Here is a 14,879-nt window from a genome sequence, read left to right on the forward strand (position 1 = left end):
CACACTGCAGCCAAAAATAACAGATCATTGTTAGATTAGGCACCCCCTTAATCTGTCAATGAATCGTCATTTCGACGCAACGTGGATGATTCCACGGCCCGAACGCAGCACCCACCTCCCACCGACCCCTGCGATTTACCGCTTCTCTGGCACAATGAGCAGGGTGACTGAGAAGAAAACGAACGACTTCGTCGGCGCGCTCGATACGACCGTCGAAGAAGTCGACATGATGCCCACCCCGGCCGACGCCGCGCAGGAGCTCTCCGACGAGCCCACCGACCGCGGCGAGGTCATTGCCGCTGATGGGCGCACCGCTGCCGCGTGGGCGCTGCGCTTCATCATCATCGTCGCCGCCACCGCGATTGTGCTCTACCTGCTCAAGTTCGTGTGGATGGGCCTGCTCCCGATCTTCCTCGCGCTGATCGTGTGCACCGTCCTGTGGCCGCCAGTGCATTGGCTGCGCTCCAAGAAGTTCCCGGCGGCGCTGGCCACGTTCACGGTAATCATCGCCTTCTTCGGCATCATTGTCGGCATCTTCGCCGCGATGGGGCCGACGGTAAAGAAGCAGGGCACGCAGCTCTACGAGCAGGCGGGCCAAGGCATTGACCAGATCTTCGCGTGGGTCAACGAACGGGTTGATCCATCCGTGCTTGACCCGAATGAGATTCGTGAGAAGCTTGCGCAGGCCACCGACGCGCTGCGCGGGCAGGCGTCGAATATCGCCTCCGGTGTGTTCTCCGGCATCGGCGCGATTGCCTCGGTCGGCACCACGCTCGTGCTCACGCTGATTCTCACCTTCTTCTTCCTCAAAGACGGCGACCGCTTCCTGCCGTGGCTGCGTAAGTATGTCGGCGTGAAGGCGGGCTGGCACCTCACCGAGGTGTGCATGCGCTCCTGGAACACACTGTCCGGCTTCATCCGCACCCAGGCGATCGTGTCCGCGGTCGACGCCATCTTCATCGGTATTGGCCTGCTCGTCCTCGGCGTGCCGCTGTGGCCGGTGTTGGCGGTAATCACCTTCTTCGCCGGCTTCGTCCCGATCGTCGGTGCGTTTACCGCCGGTGCCCTCGCCGTCATCATCGCGCTAGTGTCGAACGGCTTCATGAACGCCGTGTTCGTGCTCATCCTCATCATCGCCGTGCAGCAGCTCGAGGGCAATATCCTCCAGCCGATCCTGCAGTCCCAGGCGATGGGCCTGCACGCGGCGATCGTGCTGCTCGCAGTCGCCCTCGGCGGCACGATCTTCGGCATCGTCGGTGCGTTTTTGGCTGTGCCGGTCGCCGCGGTGGTGGCCGTCTGGTTCCGCTACTGGGCCGAGATGGTCTCACTGCGGACTGGCGAGATCACCGCGGATGACATACAGATCTCCACCTCGCAAAGCGAAACCCTGGACTCGAAGGAAGCCTTCTTTGCGGTGCGCGACCACATGGTCCGCATTGCCAAGCGGGAGAAGAAACCCGTGCAGGACACCGAGCTCGGCTCGACGAAGGTGCCGCGCGACAAAACTCCCGACGAAGACTAGGTGGCGCGCCAAGCGGGTTCGCTCCTACCCTGGGGCCCGTAAACGGACCCAAGAATGAAGGAGCATCATGGCTGACCTGAACGGCAAGACAATTGCAATCATTGCTACCGACGGTTTCGAGGATTCTGAGCTGACCTCGCCGAAGGAGGCCGTCGAGGCCGCCGGTGCTACTACCGCCGTCATCGCTCCTGAGACCGGTGAGATCGAGGGCAAGAAGGGCGCGGCGGTAAAGGTGGACACCACCACCGCCGAGGCCAACGCCGCCGACTTCGATGCGCTCATCCTGCCTGGCGGCACCTTGAACGCGGACGCGATCCGCGTCGACGCCCCGGCAGTAGCACTGGTCAAGGAGTTCAAGGCCGCGGGCAAGCCGATCGGCGTGATCTGCCACGGCGGCTGGATCCTTACCGACGCCGACGTGCTCAAAGGCGTGAAGCTCACCTCGGTGGCCAACGTGAAGACCGACCTGGTCAACGCCGGTGCCAACTGGGTCGACGAGGAAGTCGTCGTGGATTCCGGCTTCATCTCCTCGCGCACCCCGGCTGACTTGGAGGCCTTCAACGCGGCGCTCGTCGAGGAGCTTGCCAAGTAGCTAGGCTGCGTGCACCTTCGTTGTGCGGCGCTGCGGGTCCTCGGATACTGGACCCGGCGTTTTCGCCTGCGAGGTGCGCGCCCGCTGCACGCCGCGCCAGGACAGCAGCACACCTGCCACGAGCACTGCGACGCGCGCGGCCCACAGTCCCTCGCCCGGTACCCCGACAGCGGCAAGCACCTTCGGCAGATTCAAGAACACAATCAGGGTGCCCACTACCCCGCCCAGCAAAACCGGGTTGAGACGGGAGACCAGCCACGCGCCGATCGGGGCGGCGATCACGCCACCAACCAGCAGCGCTGCCACGGCGGCGAGGTTGGCCACCAGGTCGTGCCACATCCCAATGGCAAAACCTGCGGTGGCAGCGGCGGTAACCAAAAACTCCGCGGTGTTGACCGTGCCGACAATGCGGCGCGGCTCGCTGCGTCCCGCGGCCAGAAGCGTCGAGGTAGTCACCGGCCCCCAGCCGCCGCCCCCGGTGGCGTCGATAAACCCGCCGAAGAGGCCGAGTCCGCCCAAGAACTGCGTCGAGTGCGGCTTCGCCGCGAGCTTGCGCTGCGTGAGCCCCCGGGAGAACCGGATCATCAGATTCAGGCCGATCAGGGCCAGGATCAGCGACATCACCGGCTGTGCCGCCTCCGTGGACAACCGCGCCAGCACCGTCGCGCCCACGAACGCGCCGACCGCGCCCGGAACACCGATCGCGGCGACGACCTTCCAGTCCACGTTGCCGAAGCGCCAGTGCGCCACGCCCGAAGCCAGGGTCGTACCCAGCTCGGCGGTGTGCACGACTGCGGATGCGGCGGCGGGCCCCAGGCCCGCGAGCATGACCAGAATGGTGGTGGAGGTGGCCCCGAACCCCATGCCGAGGCCGCCGTCGACAAGCTGGGCAGCAAGGCCCGCGATCGCGATGAGCAAAAGCGTGTTGGGTTTATACATGAGGTACTCCTTCAAGCGCTGCGCGGTAGCGGTTGACCACGATGTCCGCGAGCGCGGTGGTGAGGGGGGCCGAGGCCGTGGCCTCAGGAAATGGTGCCAGGGCAGCCAGTGCCTTATCGAGCAGCAGGCCGTCGGAAACAAAAAGCGGCAGGAGGTGGATCGGGGTCTGGCCCGCCCGCTCGGCAAGGGCTTTCGCCCCGCCGCGCGTCGCGGCGATCACCTCTGTCGGGTGCCCGGTTCGCTTCTCGACGCCCACACGCACCTGCTCGTACCGCGCCGCCTGCGACGCATCGGACGTGCCGACAGGGTAGACGACGAGGTGGGCGTGCGGTGGCGCGTCGGCAAGCGCCTGCGCGGCCATAAGCTCGACGATCTCCTCGCCCAGTCCGAGGCTTGAGGCCTGGGTGAGCTGGAGGATTTCGCCTGCCGCCCGCATGTGTGCGGGCACGTCGTTTTTGGCGTGGAAGGCGTGGGTAAACAGCAGCGGGACCACGACTGCGCGGTCTGCGCCGCGCGAGGCAAGCTCGCGTGCGGCACCCTCCAGGTCGGGCCGGTCAAACTCGAGATGCGCATCAACCCACGGCACCCCGATTCGCTGTGCAGCGGCTTCGGTCAGCTCGCGCACACCCGCGCGGGCCCGCGGGTGGCGCGACCCGTGCGAGAGCGTAATCAGAGCAACCATGGCGGCACACCTAGCGCAGACGCTTACCCACCAGGCCCGCGGCCAGGGTGTTACCGGAGGACTGGTCGATGAGCAGGAAGTTGCCCACCGCGCCGCGGGCGGCGTAGTCCTCCACCGGCAGCTCGCCGGCGGTCTGGATGGTCACGTGCGCGATATCGTTTAAGCCCACGGCCGCCGGGTCGAGGACGTCGTTGTCAGCAGAGTCGATGTCCAGGGTGCGCTCGATCGACACCACGCGGGCGCGCTCCAGGCCAGTGCCGTAGCGCAGCTTCACAGCTTTGCCAGCGGTGAGCTCCTTTTCCGAGAGCCCAACCACGGTTGCCTCGAACTCGCGCACCGGCTCGGGGCGTGTCCCCGCGGCGAGCAGGTCGCCGCGGACAAGGTCGATCTCGTCGGCAAGCCGCAGCGCGACGGACTGACCGGCGCGCGCAGAGTCCACCTCGCCGTCGGAGGTATCGATGCCCACCACGGTGGTGGTGCGGCCGTGCGGGGCGGTAACCGTGTCGCCGACGTTAATCGTGCCGGCGTTGATCCGGCCTGCGTACGCACGGTAGTCGCTGGCGTGCTCGCGGAGGACGTACTGGATGTTGAAGCGGAAGTCCAGGTCGAGCGCGCGGCCGGAGTTCACCGGAATCTCCTCCAGCACGTCCAGGATGGTCGGGCCGGTGTACCAGTCCATGTTGGTGGAACGCTCGACCACATTGTCGCCCTTGAGGGCGGAGATCGGCACCACGATCGGCTGCTCGATGCCCAGTTCGTGGGCCTTCGCCTCGAAGGTGTCCTTGATCTGGGTGAAGGTGTCCTCGGAGTAGTCGACCAGGTCAATCTTGTTCACCGCGAGGATCACGGTGCGCACGCCGAGCAGCTTCGCCACGGTGAGGTGGCGGATGGTTTGCTCGACGACGCCGTTACGGGCGTCGACAAGCAGGACCACGACCTGGGAGGTGGACATGCCGGTGACCGTGTTGCGGGTGTACTGCACGTGCCCCGGGGTGTCGGCGAGGATGAAGGTGCGCTTGTCGGTGGCGAAGTAGCGGTAGGCCACGTCGATAGTGATGCCCTGTTCGCGTTCGGCACGTAGCCCGTCGACAAGCAAGCTCAGGTCAAGGCCCTCGAAGCCGCGGTCGGCTGAGCTGCGCTCAACAGAGGCGAGCTGGTCGGCGAGCACCGACTTCGTGTCGTGCAGCAGGCGGCCGACGAAGGTGGACTTGCCATCGTCGACGGAGCCGGCGGTGCACAGGCGCAGCGTCTGGCGCGCGGCGAGCAGGTCAGTTGCGGAAGTAGCTTGGGCGACAGTCATCAGAAGTAACCTTCCTTCTTGCGGTCCTCCATGGCGGACTCGGACAGGCGGTCGTCGGCGCGCGTAGCGCCGCGCTCGGTGAGGGTGGAATTGGCGATCTCGGCGAGTACTGCGTCGATCGTTGCTGCGTCGGACTCAACAGCGCCGGTGCAGCTCATGTCGCCCACGGTGCGGTAGCGCACGCGGCGGGTCTGAAGCTCCTCGCCCTCGCGCGGGCCACCCCACTCACCAGCGGTGAGCCACATGCCGTCGCGGTTGAACACCTCGCGGTCGTGCGCGAAGTAGATGCTGGGCAGCTCGATGCCGCAGGCACCGATGTACTCCCACACATCCGCTTCCGTCCAGTTGGAGATGGGGAACACGCGCACGTTCTCCCCCGGCAGGGTCGCACCGTTGTACAGGTCCCACAGCTCAGGGCGCTGGCGGCGCGGATCCCAGCCACCGAAGGAATCGCGCACGGAGAAGACGCGTTCCTTGGCTCGGGCGCGCTCCTCGTCGCGGCGCGCGCCGCCGAGCACGGCGTTGTAGCCCACCTCGGCGATGGTCTCTACCAGCGGCACCGTCTGCAGCGGGTTGCGCGTACCGTCGGGGCGCTCGGTGAGGTCGCCGCGGTCGATCCAGTCCTGTACCTTGGCCACGCGCAGGCGCAGCCCGTACTTCTCCACGATGCGGTCGCGGAACTCGAGAACCTCGGGGAAGTTGTGGCCGGTGTCCACGTGCAAAAGCTCGATCGGCATGGCGGCCGGGGCGAACGCGCGCAGCGCCAGTTCGAGCACCACGCAGGAGTCCTTCCCGCCGGAGAAGAGCAGGCCGATCTTGTCGAACTGGCCCGCGACCTCGCGCAGGATGTGGATAGATTCGTCTTCTAGGTCTTTCAGGTGCGGCGAGAGCGTACCGGCTGCGGTGCGCGCCTCATTCGTTGCAACAGTCATGTGGTCCTTCTACTTTCGATCTAGTCGGTGTGCAGGCCGCACTCGGTCTTTTGCGCGAACGCCCAGCGCCCGGCGCGCGGGTCTTGTCCTTCCGCCACTGGCAGCGTGCAGGTTGCGCAGCCGATTGAGGGGTAGCCGTGGGTGGTCAGCGGGTGGACGATCAAGTCGTGGTCGGCGATGTAGGTGTCCGTGTCCGCAAGCGACCAGGTCACCAGCGGCGAAATCTTGAGTCTGCCTGTGCGGTCCAGGCTCAGCGCGGGTGCCTCGGCGCGGGTCGGGCCGTCTGCGCGGCGCACGCCGGTGACCCAGCCCGCGTAAGGGCTCATGTGCACCGCCAACGGCTCCACCTTGCGCATCCGGCAGCAGGCGGTCGGGTTGCGGCGGTACAGGTTCGGCCCATAGACCTTGTCCTGCTCTTTACGGCTCAGCTGCGCGGTGGCGCGCACCAGCCGGTGTTTGGAGTAGCGCTGCTCTACTGCATCGGCGACCTCGAGGGTCTCCGGGAAGTGGTACTCGGTGTCCAGGAAGAGGAAGTCCGCGCCCGGCAGGTACTGCTCGGACAGCTCAGCGAGCACGGTGTTTTCCATCGAGAGCGTGACCGCCAGCGGGCCCGGCGCGTGTTCGTGGGCCCAACTGAGGATCTCTGCCGCGGAGGCGTCGTACAGCGAATCGGCGTACTCGTCGACAAGCTGCGCGTTGCGCGCGGCGGTCTCCGCATCCAGCGGGGCCGTGGATTTCGGGCCTTCCGGGCTGACTTCCGGGTCCTTGTACTGCGAGCTGTCGCCCTGCAAAAGGTTGATCATTTTCTGCCTCCATCATTTCGCACCACCGCGGTATGACCGTGTCGGGCGAGTGAGTCTTGCAGCGCCTGCGGCGTCGAAGGAGCCGGCGCGGGCGCGTGGTCTGGGTCGTCCTGTCCGTAGAACTTGACCTCAAAAATACGCAGGCATGCGTCACACTTCCACGCGAAATCGGTCTGCTCGTCCGGCCACAGCCCCTCGCCCGAGCAGTACGGGCAAAAGGTGGGGTGGTTGCGGTTCGGGTTCGGTTCGCGGCGAAAGCTCATCGCAGCTGCTCCTCGTCGGCGCGCAGCAAAAAGTCGCGGAAGAGCTCGCCCTCTTCGCGGTTGTCCACGTAGTTCTGCACCACGCGGGTGACGTAGTCCGTCAGCTCGGTCGAGGCGACCTTGTGGCCGCGCAGCTTACGGCCGAAGTTCGCGCCCTCGCCCACCGTGCCGCCGAGGTGCACCTGGAAGCCCTCGACGCGCTCGCCATCGGCGTTAGTCACCGTCTGGCCCTTCAGTCCGATGTCCGAGACGTGGTGGCGGGCGCAGGCGTTCGGGCAGCCATTGAGCGAGATGGTGATCGGGCTGTCCAGGTCGCCGAAGCGCTCCTCCAGCTCGTCGGCCAGCTCAATGGCACGGGACTTGGTGGTCACGTGCGCGAGCTTGCAGTACTCCAGGCCGGTGCAGGAAAGCAGGCCGCGACGGAACTCGCTGGGCTTGGCGTACAGGCCGAGTGCTTCCAGGTCCGCCTGCAGGGCGTCGACGCGCTCCGGTGCGATGTCGAGTACCAGCAGCTCCTTAAACGGAGTAAAGCGCAGGGAAGTGGAGCCGTAGCGCTCCACCACGTCGGCGACCTCGATGAGCTGCTCACCGGACATGTGGCCCAGGGTGGGCTTCACACCGACGTAGACGTTGCCGTCTTTTTGCTCGTGCACGCCGATGTGGTCGCGGTCGATGAGGTTGTTCGGGGCCTTCGGGCCGTCGGGAAGCGCATAGCCCAAGTACTCGGTCTCGAGCACCTCGCGGAATTTGGCCGCACCCCACTTGGCCACGAGGAACTTCAGGCGGGCGCGGTTGCGCAGACGGCGGTAGCCGTAGTCGCGGAAGATGCGCACCACCGCGGCCCACACCTCGGGCACCTGCTCGAGCGTGACGAAGGCGCCGAGCGACTGCGCGAGCATCGGGTTGGTGGAAAGCCCACCGCCGACGTAGCACTCAAAACCCGGGCCGAGCTCCGGGTGCTCCACGCCGATGAAGGCGAGGTCGTTGATCTCGTGGACCACGTCCTGGCGCGCATTACCGGAGATGGCGGACTTGAACTTGCGCGGCAGGTTCTGGAACTCCTCGTCGGTGACGATCTCCTGGATCTTGCGGATCGCCGGGGTCGCGTCGATGATCTCGTCCTTAGCAATGCCGGCAACCGGCGAGCCGAGCACCACGCGCGGCACATCGCCGCAGGCGTCCCAGGTGTTCAGACCAACGGCTTCGAGCTTCTCCCAGATCGTCGGCACATCCTCGATGCGCACCCAGTGCAGCTGGATGTTCTGCCGGTCGGTGAGATCCACGGTGGAGCGGGCGTAGTCGCGGGAAATTTCACCGACGACGCGCGCCTGCTCGGTGGAGCAGATCCCGCCGTCGAAGCGGATCCGCATCATGAAGTACTTGTCCTCCAACACCGAGTTGTCCTCGCCGGTGTGCTCGCCGCCGAGGTTCTGCTTGCGCTGGGTGTACAGCCCCAGCCACTTGAAGCGCGGGTAGAGGTCCTCACGGTCAATCGAGTCGAACCCACCTTTGGCGTAGGTATCAATGACGCGCTGCTTGACCTCCATGACGGGCTCGCGCTGCTTAACCTCTTCGTCGTGGTTGAGCGGGTCGGTCCCGTCGATGCGCCACTGCCCCTCGGGCTTCTTGGCGCGGGCCTTCACCTCGCGGGTAGCGGTCGATACGGTCATTTTTCCTCCTAGTGTCACAGACCGAACGGTCTATGGCGTGCGGCACGTTTTTGCTGTGCGGTCGAGTGTGCCGTACCAAGTAGTCTGTAGCAACCCCTTCTCAAATCACCGCCCTTGACCTCGTGCTTTATCGTGAATGTATTCAGGTTCAGACCGAGCAGTGCGCTAATCGACGCCACGTAAACCCCTACCAACCCAGATCAGACCACCCGGTCTGTCATTTTTTCACCTGCAGATACCGTCATTGCGCTGCGCGAATGGGCGGACGGCGGGGCGTCGAGAAGCACCGGCCTTGACACGCCCCAACTTTCAGACCAAGCTGTCTATACGCTATATTGGTTGAATATTAAACGGTTCCCAACCTCGAAAGGACACCCCTAAATGAGTCTGCGCGTCGCCGTTGTCGGCGCCGGCCCTGCCGGCATTTACGCATCCGACCTCCTTCTCCGCAACGCGGAGCACGACATCCACGTCGACCTCTTCGAGCAGATGCCCGCCCCCTTCGGGCTGATCCGCTACGGCGTCGCTCCCGACCACCCGCGCATTAAGGGCATCGTCAAGTCTCTGCACCGAGTGCTGGACAAGGACAACCTGCGCCTGATCGCCAACGTCACCGTCGGCCGCGACGTCACTATCGACGAACTGCGCGACTACTACGACGCCGTCATCCTGTCCACCGGTGCTGTGCGCGACCGCGAGCTGCTTATCCCGAACGGCGACAAATCCATCGGCGCCGGCGAGTTCGTCGGCTTCTACGATGGCAACCCCCGCTTCGAGCGCGATTGGAACCTCGAAGCCAAGGAAGTCGCCGTCATTGGTGTGGGCAACGTCGCCCTCGATATCTCGCGCGTGCTGGCCAAGACCGGCGACGAGCTCGCCGTCACCGAGATCCCGGATAACGTGTACGAGTCCTTGAAGAAGAACCAGGCCGAAACGGTCCACATGTTCGGCCGCCGCGGCCCAGCGCAGGCCAAGTTCACGCCGAAGGAACTGCGCGAGATGGACCTGTCGGATACCATCCAGGTCCTCGTCGACCCGGAGGACATCGACTACGACGCCGCTAGCGAGGAAGTCCGCCGCGCGGACAAGTCCATTGATCTGAACTGCCAGGTGCTTGAGCAGTACGCCATGCGCGAGCCGGACGATGCGCCGCACAAGATTCACATCCACTTCTTCGAGGAGCCGGTGGAGGTCCTGGTAGACGACGCCGGTAACACCACCGGCATCCGCACCGAGCGCCAAGAGCTTGACGGCAACGGCGGCATCAAGGGCACCGGCAAGTTCACCGACTGGCCGGTACAGCAGGTCTACCACGCAGTCGGCTACCGCTCCGAACCCGTCGAGGGCGTGCCCTTCGACCTTGAGCGCCACGTCATCCCGAACGACGGCGGCCGCGTGCTCGCCTCCGCCGAGGAAGGCGCCGCACCCGAGGACAAGCTGTACGTCACTGGCTGGATCAAGCGCGGCCCGGTCGGCCTGATCGGCAACACCAAGTCGGATGCGAAGGAAACCACCGACATGCTGCTCGCCGACGCCGACGCCGGCAAGCTCGCCGCACCGTCGCACACGGGCATCGACGACATCCTTGGCCTGCTGCGCGAGCGCGGCATCGACTACGCCACCTGGGCGGGCTGGTACAAGCTCGACGAGGCCGAGCGCGCCTTGGGCGAGGCGGACGAGAAGTTCCCGCGCGAGCGCAAGAAGATCGTGGAGTGGGAGGACATGCTCAGCCACTCCCGCGCTGACGACTAAACCCGACATGTACACCGAATCGACACGTCCGCGCGACGTGTCGATTTTTCGGCCCAAAAACGACATGTTGACCTGTCACGCTTGTGAAGGTGCAGGTCAATGACTTTAGGTGCTAGCATGCGCCCATGCATCTCATCCGTCTGCTCGGCAGGTATTCCAAGCAGTACTGGCCGGCTGCGCCCTTCTCAGGATCGGTTTCGGATCTCAAACCCGAGGTCAGCTACGAAAACCCAACCTGGGGGATCTGCACAAAGTAGCAGAAGTCCAGAGGCCGAGGAATGTGGATAGGGCCGCACTTCAGATAAGCTCAGCTTCCCTCACCAAGAGTGCCAGTTGAACGCGGTTATTGATTCCGAGTTCATCAAAAATCTTCGTCAAGTGGGTTTTGACCGTAGCGGTTGATAACAACATCGCTCTCGCTATCTCCTGATTAGTTAAGCTCTGTGCAACTAAGATCGCTATTTCCGTTTCCCTTTCGCTAAGGCCCGCTAGGGCCTGTTGAGCTTGAACCCGCCGATTAACCTGGCCGTCCCGGGTGTACGCGTCAAGCAGGATGCGAGTATGACGAGGGGAAAGAGTGACCTTGCCAGCGGAGGTGTCCCTAATTGCTTGGATTACGGATTCAGGAGGCGCGTCTTTCAATAGGAACCCGATAGCACCGGCCTCAAGGACCTCCATGACGGTCGATTCGTTATCGAATGCAGTCATCATCAATATTGCTTGGCTATGCCCAGTCTTGAGAATCGATTCGGCAACTTGAAGGCCTCCAACGTTTGGCATCCGGACGTCCAGAACAACCACGTCGGGACGCAGACTCGGAAGCTGATCAATAGCCTCAGCACCACTTCCTGCTTCGCCGACAACTTCGATATCGTCGGTCGCTTGGAGTATGAACTTCAAGCCCCGGCGAACCATCGGATCATCATCCACTAGGTACACACGTATCATCCGATGGTTTCCCTACGCGATCACCGATTTGGGCCAAGGGACTATAACGTGTAGTTCAAAGCGACCGGACCGTTCTCCAAACCGCACAACGCCACCGAACTTGCTTACTCGCCGTTCTACCCGTTTCAAACCCGTCCCACGGCGCTTCTTAACTAGATCTCCCGATTCAACCTCACGCACGGAGTTCTGGATATAGATTTGTAATTCGCCTCCTTCGCTGCCACTCAGTTCAACAGAAATCGGGCTTTGTGGAGCATGAACACTAGCATTGGCTAGAGCCTCTCGAACTACTTGCGAGACGAGCTGGCGCATTTCCCGTGGCATTTCATCCACCTGGCGAAGCGATCTAGTGTTCAGCGTAATGTCGGCCCCGCTTCTCCGATTTTCAGCCACGATCGCAGCTAAATCTTCGGGGGCCTGGAAAGCCGACGCATCGTCCAAGCGGTCAATAAGAACTCTGAGGTCCGCTAACGTCTCTACCGCGGTCTCTCGTATCAATTGGGCGTTCTCCTTGATCACGTCGGGGCCAGCTTCGGAGTTGACCTCGAGGCCACCCGCTTGCAGTGACAACAGCGCTAGCTTATGGCCAACATGATCGTGCGCTTCATTGGCGATCCGGGCTCGCTCCCTGAGGACGGCCTCTGTAGCCACCCTTTGCCGCTCTAGCTCTTTATGCTGCGCAATCACCCGGTACGACTCAACCAGATTTCTATTGTAGGAAATAACCAGCCCAGCCAGGAACGGCGCAATGACGAGAACCGTGCCTTCAACCAGCCAGGCAATAGTTGGATCATTGGTTTCCTTCTCACCCGCCTGAACAGTGACGATCGTTTCCTTCTCCGACCACCCGACTCGGCAGAGGACGAAGGCAGCGACCACAGCCGCGAAACTGCCCCATCCTCGCTTACGCAGTGCCAAGTTGAACACGGTCGGAAGAAAGAAGACGTTAGTTGCAAAAAGAGCACAAACTGCTGGCGGAAAAAGAACCAGAAAGGGATGTCGTTTGCGTTGAAATTGCAGCGCGATCATCAATGCGATTAGCGCTATTAACGCCACCCGACTTTGCTCGCTAGCTCCGCTCAGTGAGACGAAACCGATCAAGCAGATTGACGCAAGGTAGATGAGGTCGCTCCACGTCTGACCCTCAAAGGGACCGTCACCCGAATCTGAGACTACGCGCTCCAAAGTGACACCCCCTTTTAGTCGCAAAGATCCTTGACCAGCAAGAAACAGGCGGAATATTGCGCAATTCTAGCTCGACAACACACACTCGGGCAACTAAGGATTCATAGCTACTTGGCCAAATTTAAATGTCCAGTTGGCTGATACCCGGATCGGACCCGGTAATTCAAACTGAGGATGGCGGTCAAACGGTCGCCCTCCCCACTGAAGTCATCGGAAATAGAAAGGAGTACACGTTGGACAAGGAAAACGTTGCCCCGTTCGAAATGGAGCGGATCGACTACCCGGTAATCGAGGAAGACGCTCCAATGCCCCCATTGAGCCAGGAGATGGTCCGACAGGAAGCAAAGCAGGGGCTTCTCGAGATCAGAGATTTTGTGACCGGGGACGAGTTTGTCGCGATGCTGCAAGAACTGTATGCGCTACCGGTTCAGGAACGCGACGAGTTCGTTCGAGGCACGATCCTCGACGAAGATGAGTTAGAAGATCGAGGTATCCATGTGCCTGAGGGCCTGAAGATCCAACGTTCGCGGTTTGGCGACGGCCGACCCACTCTGTTTTGCGTGGCGAAACTCTTGTCAGACGGGGTCAGGAAAGTGACCTACACGTTCGACAGCGACGCGGCACTAGCTTAAGAGGTGCACCTGTGGAAGTGACTAAGAAATTCACGGATAGAGCCAGTTTTCACGGCGCAACTAAAACTGAGCTCGAGTCGAATGATGCTGGTCGACGACTGTTCGGGCTTGCGAATCAGGCGGCTCTTTTTCCGCACCAAGGCGAAATCTTTCTCAACGAGAAGAAATTGGTCCTTGGTGACTGGCTGACTCTGCGGCCCACTGATATCCAGGATGTTGACGTCGAGTTCACACCCGAGTATGGACGCTTCACAGCGGGCGGTAGCCGAGGCGGATTTCCCTCTCTCGGATTCGTTAGGGATCTTGGTAAGCCCCTGAACCTCTATCTCACTAACGGAGACAGAATCTCGCTTCTAGTGAACTTCAGACTCGTCAGTGGAACTAACGACAATAAGTCCTGGCTCGAGAAAATTCGCTCGTTCGCCAACATCGGATGACTCCCTTTGTTCACCCCCAAGCAAATCATTGCAATACCAGAAAGGATTCACCATGTCCGTAAATACCACGTTCGACAAGATCGACAGCGAGATCGCCGAGGTAGAGCTTCGCATCAACAAGGAAACGATCACGAAGTAAATCGATGACTTCATCGAAGTTATCGCTTCTGATGGGTTCATCGGCTACATCAACGATGTCGCTCAGCTCCCCACCCATGCGAAAAGGAAGGAGCTTACTGCAAAGACCGCCAATCTCGAGACTTTGCGAGAGCGCGGAGTGCCAGTTCCTGACGGACTGCGATTCACAACGCGCGAATTCGAGCTACCCGAAGATGGTCGTGAGGCTGAGGGTCCCCTGCTCAAGGTTCGACCGGAACTTGATCCGCGAATGGGAGGCTGCATCAGCATCGGTTTCTACGTCTGCGCCAGCTACGGCAACTAGCTAAAGTTGCGCCCTAACCACCTACGAAGTAGCCCCGATTACAAGCGGGGCTACTTGCCTACGAATGGTACTTAGATGAAAACACCTCAAGTCGCTGTAAAACTTTCTAATCTTAGCAAGAGGTATGGTTCGACTCTCGCACTCGATGACATCAATGTAGAGGTCCCCGCAGGGACAGTAGTGGGTCTTGTAGGGTCGAACGGTAGCGGAAAGTCCACACTTCTACGCCTTATTGCCGGAGTCGAACGCCCTTCCCACGGGGAAATCGAGTTCTTCGGGAAAAACCTCGCCTCCAGCGAAACTATAGGGAGCGGGACTGGAGCTGCAATCGACGCAATGGCGCTTTGGCCGCGCTGGTCAGTCAAACGAACTTTGACATACCTTGGTCAACTGACTGAGCGAACGGACGAGGAAGTCAAGGACGTGATTAAATCCCTGTCGTTGGGTGAGTATTCGTCGAGAAAAGTTCGGACGCTATCGTTTGGAAACCGTCAACGGGTGCAAATTGGTGCTGCTTTGATTAATGGTTCACTCCTGACCATTCTTGACGAACCAATGAACGGTTTAGATCCCCAGGGGCGCCTGCTTATGCGAAACCTCATAGAGCAGTTACCAACTGACGAACGCACTGTCTTAATCTCAAGCCACGACCTCAATGAAACTCAAACCCTTTGCTCCCACATCATCCACCTAGAACGCGGCAGAATGATTTTTGCTGGTGAGCTCGCTAGCTACGTGGGGAAGCGAAAACTTTCTTAGTACATTATCCGCCGGAACTGA

16 protein-coding genes are annotated in these 14,879 nt (G+C 61.8%); 6 read left to right on the forward strand and 10 right to left on the reverse strand.

Annotation, left to right across the window (positions count from 1 at the left end):
- Positions 1-163: 163 nt before the first annotated feature.
- Positions 164-1,522, forward strand: coding sequence for an AI-2E family transporter (locus CIMIT_RS10480; RefSeq protein WP_051904954.1), 1,359 nt, complete (start codon positions 164-166; stop codon positions 1,520-1,522).
- A gap of 67 nt (positions 1,523-1,589) precedes the next feature.
- Positions 1,590-2,114 carry a type 1 glutamine amidotransferase domain-containing protein gene (locus CIMIT_RS10485; protein WP_038592701.1) on the forward strand — a complete coding sequence of 175 codons (525 nt, stop codon included), beginning with the start codon at positions 1,590-1,592 and terminating at the stop codon, positions 2,112-2,114.
- Here CIMIT_RS10485 and CIMIT_RS10490 read toward each other — a convergent pair whose 3' ends face one another.
- From CIMIT_RS10490 to CIMIT_RS10520, 7 genes are read right to left on the reverse strand one after another with little or no spacing between them, the layout of a single operon-like run.
- Complete coding sequence (locus CIMIT_RS10490) at positions 2,115-3,053, reverse strand: sulfite exporter TauE/SafE family protein (protein WP_084674354.1); 939 nt, start codon at positions 3,051-3,053, stop codon at positions 2,115-2,117.
- Entirely contained in the window at positions 3,046-3,735 is a 690-nt protein-coding gene (locus CIMIT_RS10495; protein ID WP_038592705.1) for a sirohydrochlorin chelatase, read from the reverse strand. The genes CIMIT_RS10490 and CIMIT_RS10495 overlap by 8 nt, the downstream gene beginning before the upstream one ends.
- A gap of 10 nt (positions 3,736-3,745) precedes the next feature.
- Complete coding sequence (locus CIMIT_RS10500; protein WP_051904955.1) at positions 3,746-5,035, reverse strand: sulfate adenylyltransferase subunit 1; 1,290 nt, start codon at positions 5,033-5,035, stop codon at positions 3,746-3,748.
- Positions 5,035-5,967 carry a sulfate adenylyltransferase subunit CysD gene (gene cysD, locus CIMIT_RS10505; RefSeq protein ID WP_038592708.1) on the reverse strand — a complete coding sequence of 311 codons (933 nt, stop codon included), beginning with the start codon at positions 5,965-5,967 and terminating at the stop codon, positions 5,035-5,037. Before cysD ends, CIMIT_RS10500 begins: the two co-directional genes overlap by 1 nt.
- A gap of 20 nt (positions 5,968-5,987) precedes the next feature.
- Entirely contained in the window at positions 5,988-6,770 is a 783-nt protein-coding gene (locus CIMIT_RS10510) for a phosphoadenylyl-sulfate reductase (RefSeq protein ID WP_038592711.1), read from the reverse strand.
- Positions 6,767-7,033 (reverse strand): hypothetical protein, encoded by a 267-nt coding sequence (locus CIMIT_RS10515; protein ID WP_038592714.1) that lies wholly within the window; start codon positions 7,031-7,033, stop codon positions 6,767-6,769. Before CIMIT_RS10515 ends, CIMIT_RS10510 begins: the two co-directional genes overlap by 4 nt.
- Positions 7,030-8,703: a nitrite/sulfite reductase gene (locus CIMIT_RS10520; protein ID WP_038592717.1), complete on the reverse strand. Its 1,674-nt coding sequence runs from the start codon at positions 8,701-8,703 to the stop codon at positions 7,030-7,032. Before CIMIT_RS10520 ends, CIMIT_RS10515 begins: the two co-directional genes overlap by 4 nt.
- A gap of 381 nt (positions 8,704-9,084) precedes the next feature.
- Here CIMIT_RS10520 and CIMIT_RS10525 point away from each other — a divergent pair, with 381 nt between their 5' ends.
- Complete coding sequence (locus CIMIT_RS10525) at positions 9,085-10,455, forward strand: FAD-dependent oxidoreductase (protein ID WP_038592720.1); 1,371 nt, start codon at positions 9,085-9,087, stop codon at positions 10,453-10,455.
- A 297-nt stretch (positions 10,456-10,752) separates the two neighbouring features.
- Here CIMIT_RS10525 and CIMIT_RS10530 read toward each other — a convergent pair whose 3' ends face one another.
- On the reverse strand, positions 10,753-11,385 hold the full coding sequence (locus CIMIT_RS10530; RefSeq protein ID WP_231910291.1) for a response regulator: 633 nt from the start codon (positions 11,383-11,385) through the stop codon (positions 10,753-10,755).
- A gap of 30 nt (positions 11,386-11,415) precedes the next feature.
- Positions 11,416-12,504, reverse strand: coding sequence for a sensor histidine kinase (locus CIMIT_RS10535; RefSeq protein WP_141750470.1), 1,089 nt, complete (start codon positions 12,502-12,504; stop codon positions 11,416-11,418).
- 317 nt (positions 12,505-12,821) lie between these two features.
- On the opposite strand from CIMIT_RS10535, the gene CIMIT_RS10540 reads away from it, so the two are divergent.
- Together CIMIT_RS10540 and CIMIT_RS10545 are read left to right on the forward strand one after the other, a co-directional pair.
- On the forward strand, positions 12,822-13,220 hold the full coding sequence (locus CIMIT_RS10540) for a hypothetical protein (protein WP_095537492.1): 399 nt from the start codon (positions 12,822-12,824) through the stop codon (positions 13,218-13,220).
- A gap of 11 nt (positions 13,221-13,231) precedes the next feature.
- Positions 13,232-13,657, forward strand: a complete 426-nt coding sequence (locus tag CIMIT_RS10545; RefSeq protein WP_051904956.1) for a hypothetical protein — start codon at positions 13,232-13,234, stop codon at positions 13,655-13,657.
- Between the two features lie 25 nt (positions 13,658-13,682).
- Here CIMIT_RS10545 and CIMIT_RS12650 read toward each other — a convergent pair whose 3' ends face one another.
- Positions 13,683-13,874 carry a hypothetical protein gene (locus CIMIT_RS12650; protein WP_144311850.1) on the reverse strand — a complete coding sequence of 64 codons (192 nt, stop codon included), beginning with the start codon at positions 13,872-13,874 and terminating at the stop codon, positions 13,683-13,685.
- A 300-nt stretch (positions 13,875-14,174) separates the two neighbouring features.
- Here CIMIT_RS12650 and CIMIT_RS12450 point away from each other — a divergent pair, with 300 nt between their 5' ends.
- A complete protein-coding gene (locus tag CIMIT_RS12450; protein WP_084674355.1) occupies positions 14,175-14,858 on the forward strand; it encodes an ABC transporter ATP-binding protein in 684 nt (227 codons plus the stop codon).
- Positions 14,859-14,879 lie beyond the last annotated feature (21 nt).

The organism is Corynebacterium imitans (genome assembly GCF_000739455.1).
GTDB classification, from domain to species: domain Bacteria; phylum Actinomycetota; class Actinomycetes; order Mycobacteriales; family Mycobacteriaceae; genus Corynebacterium; species Corynebacterium imitans.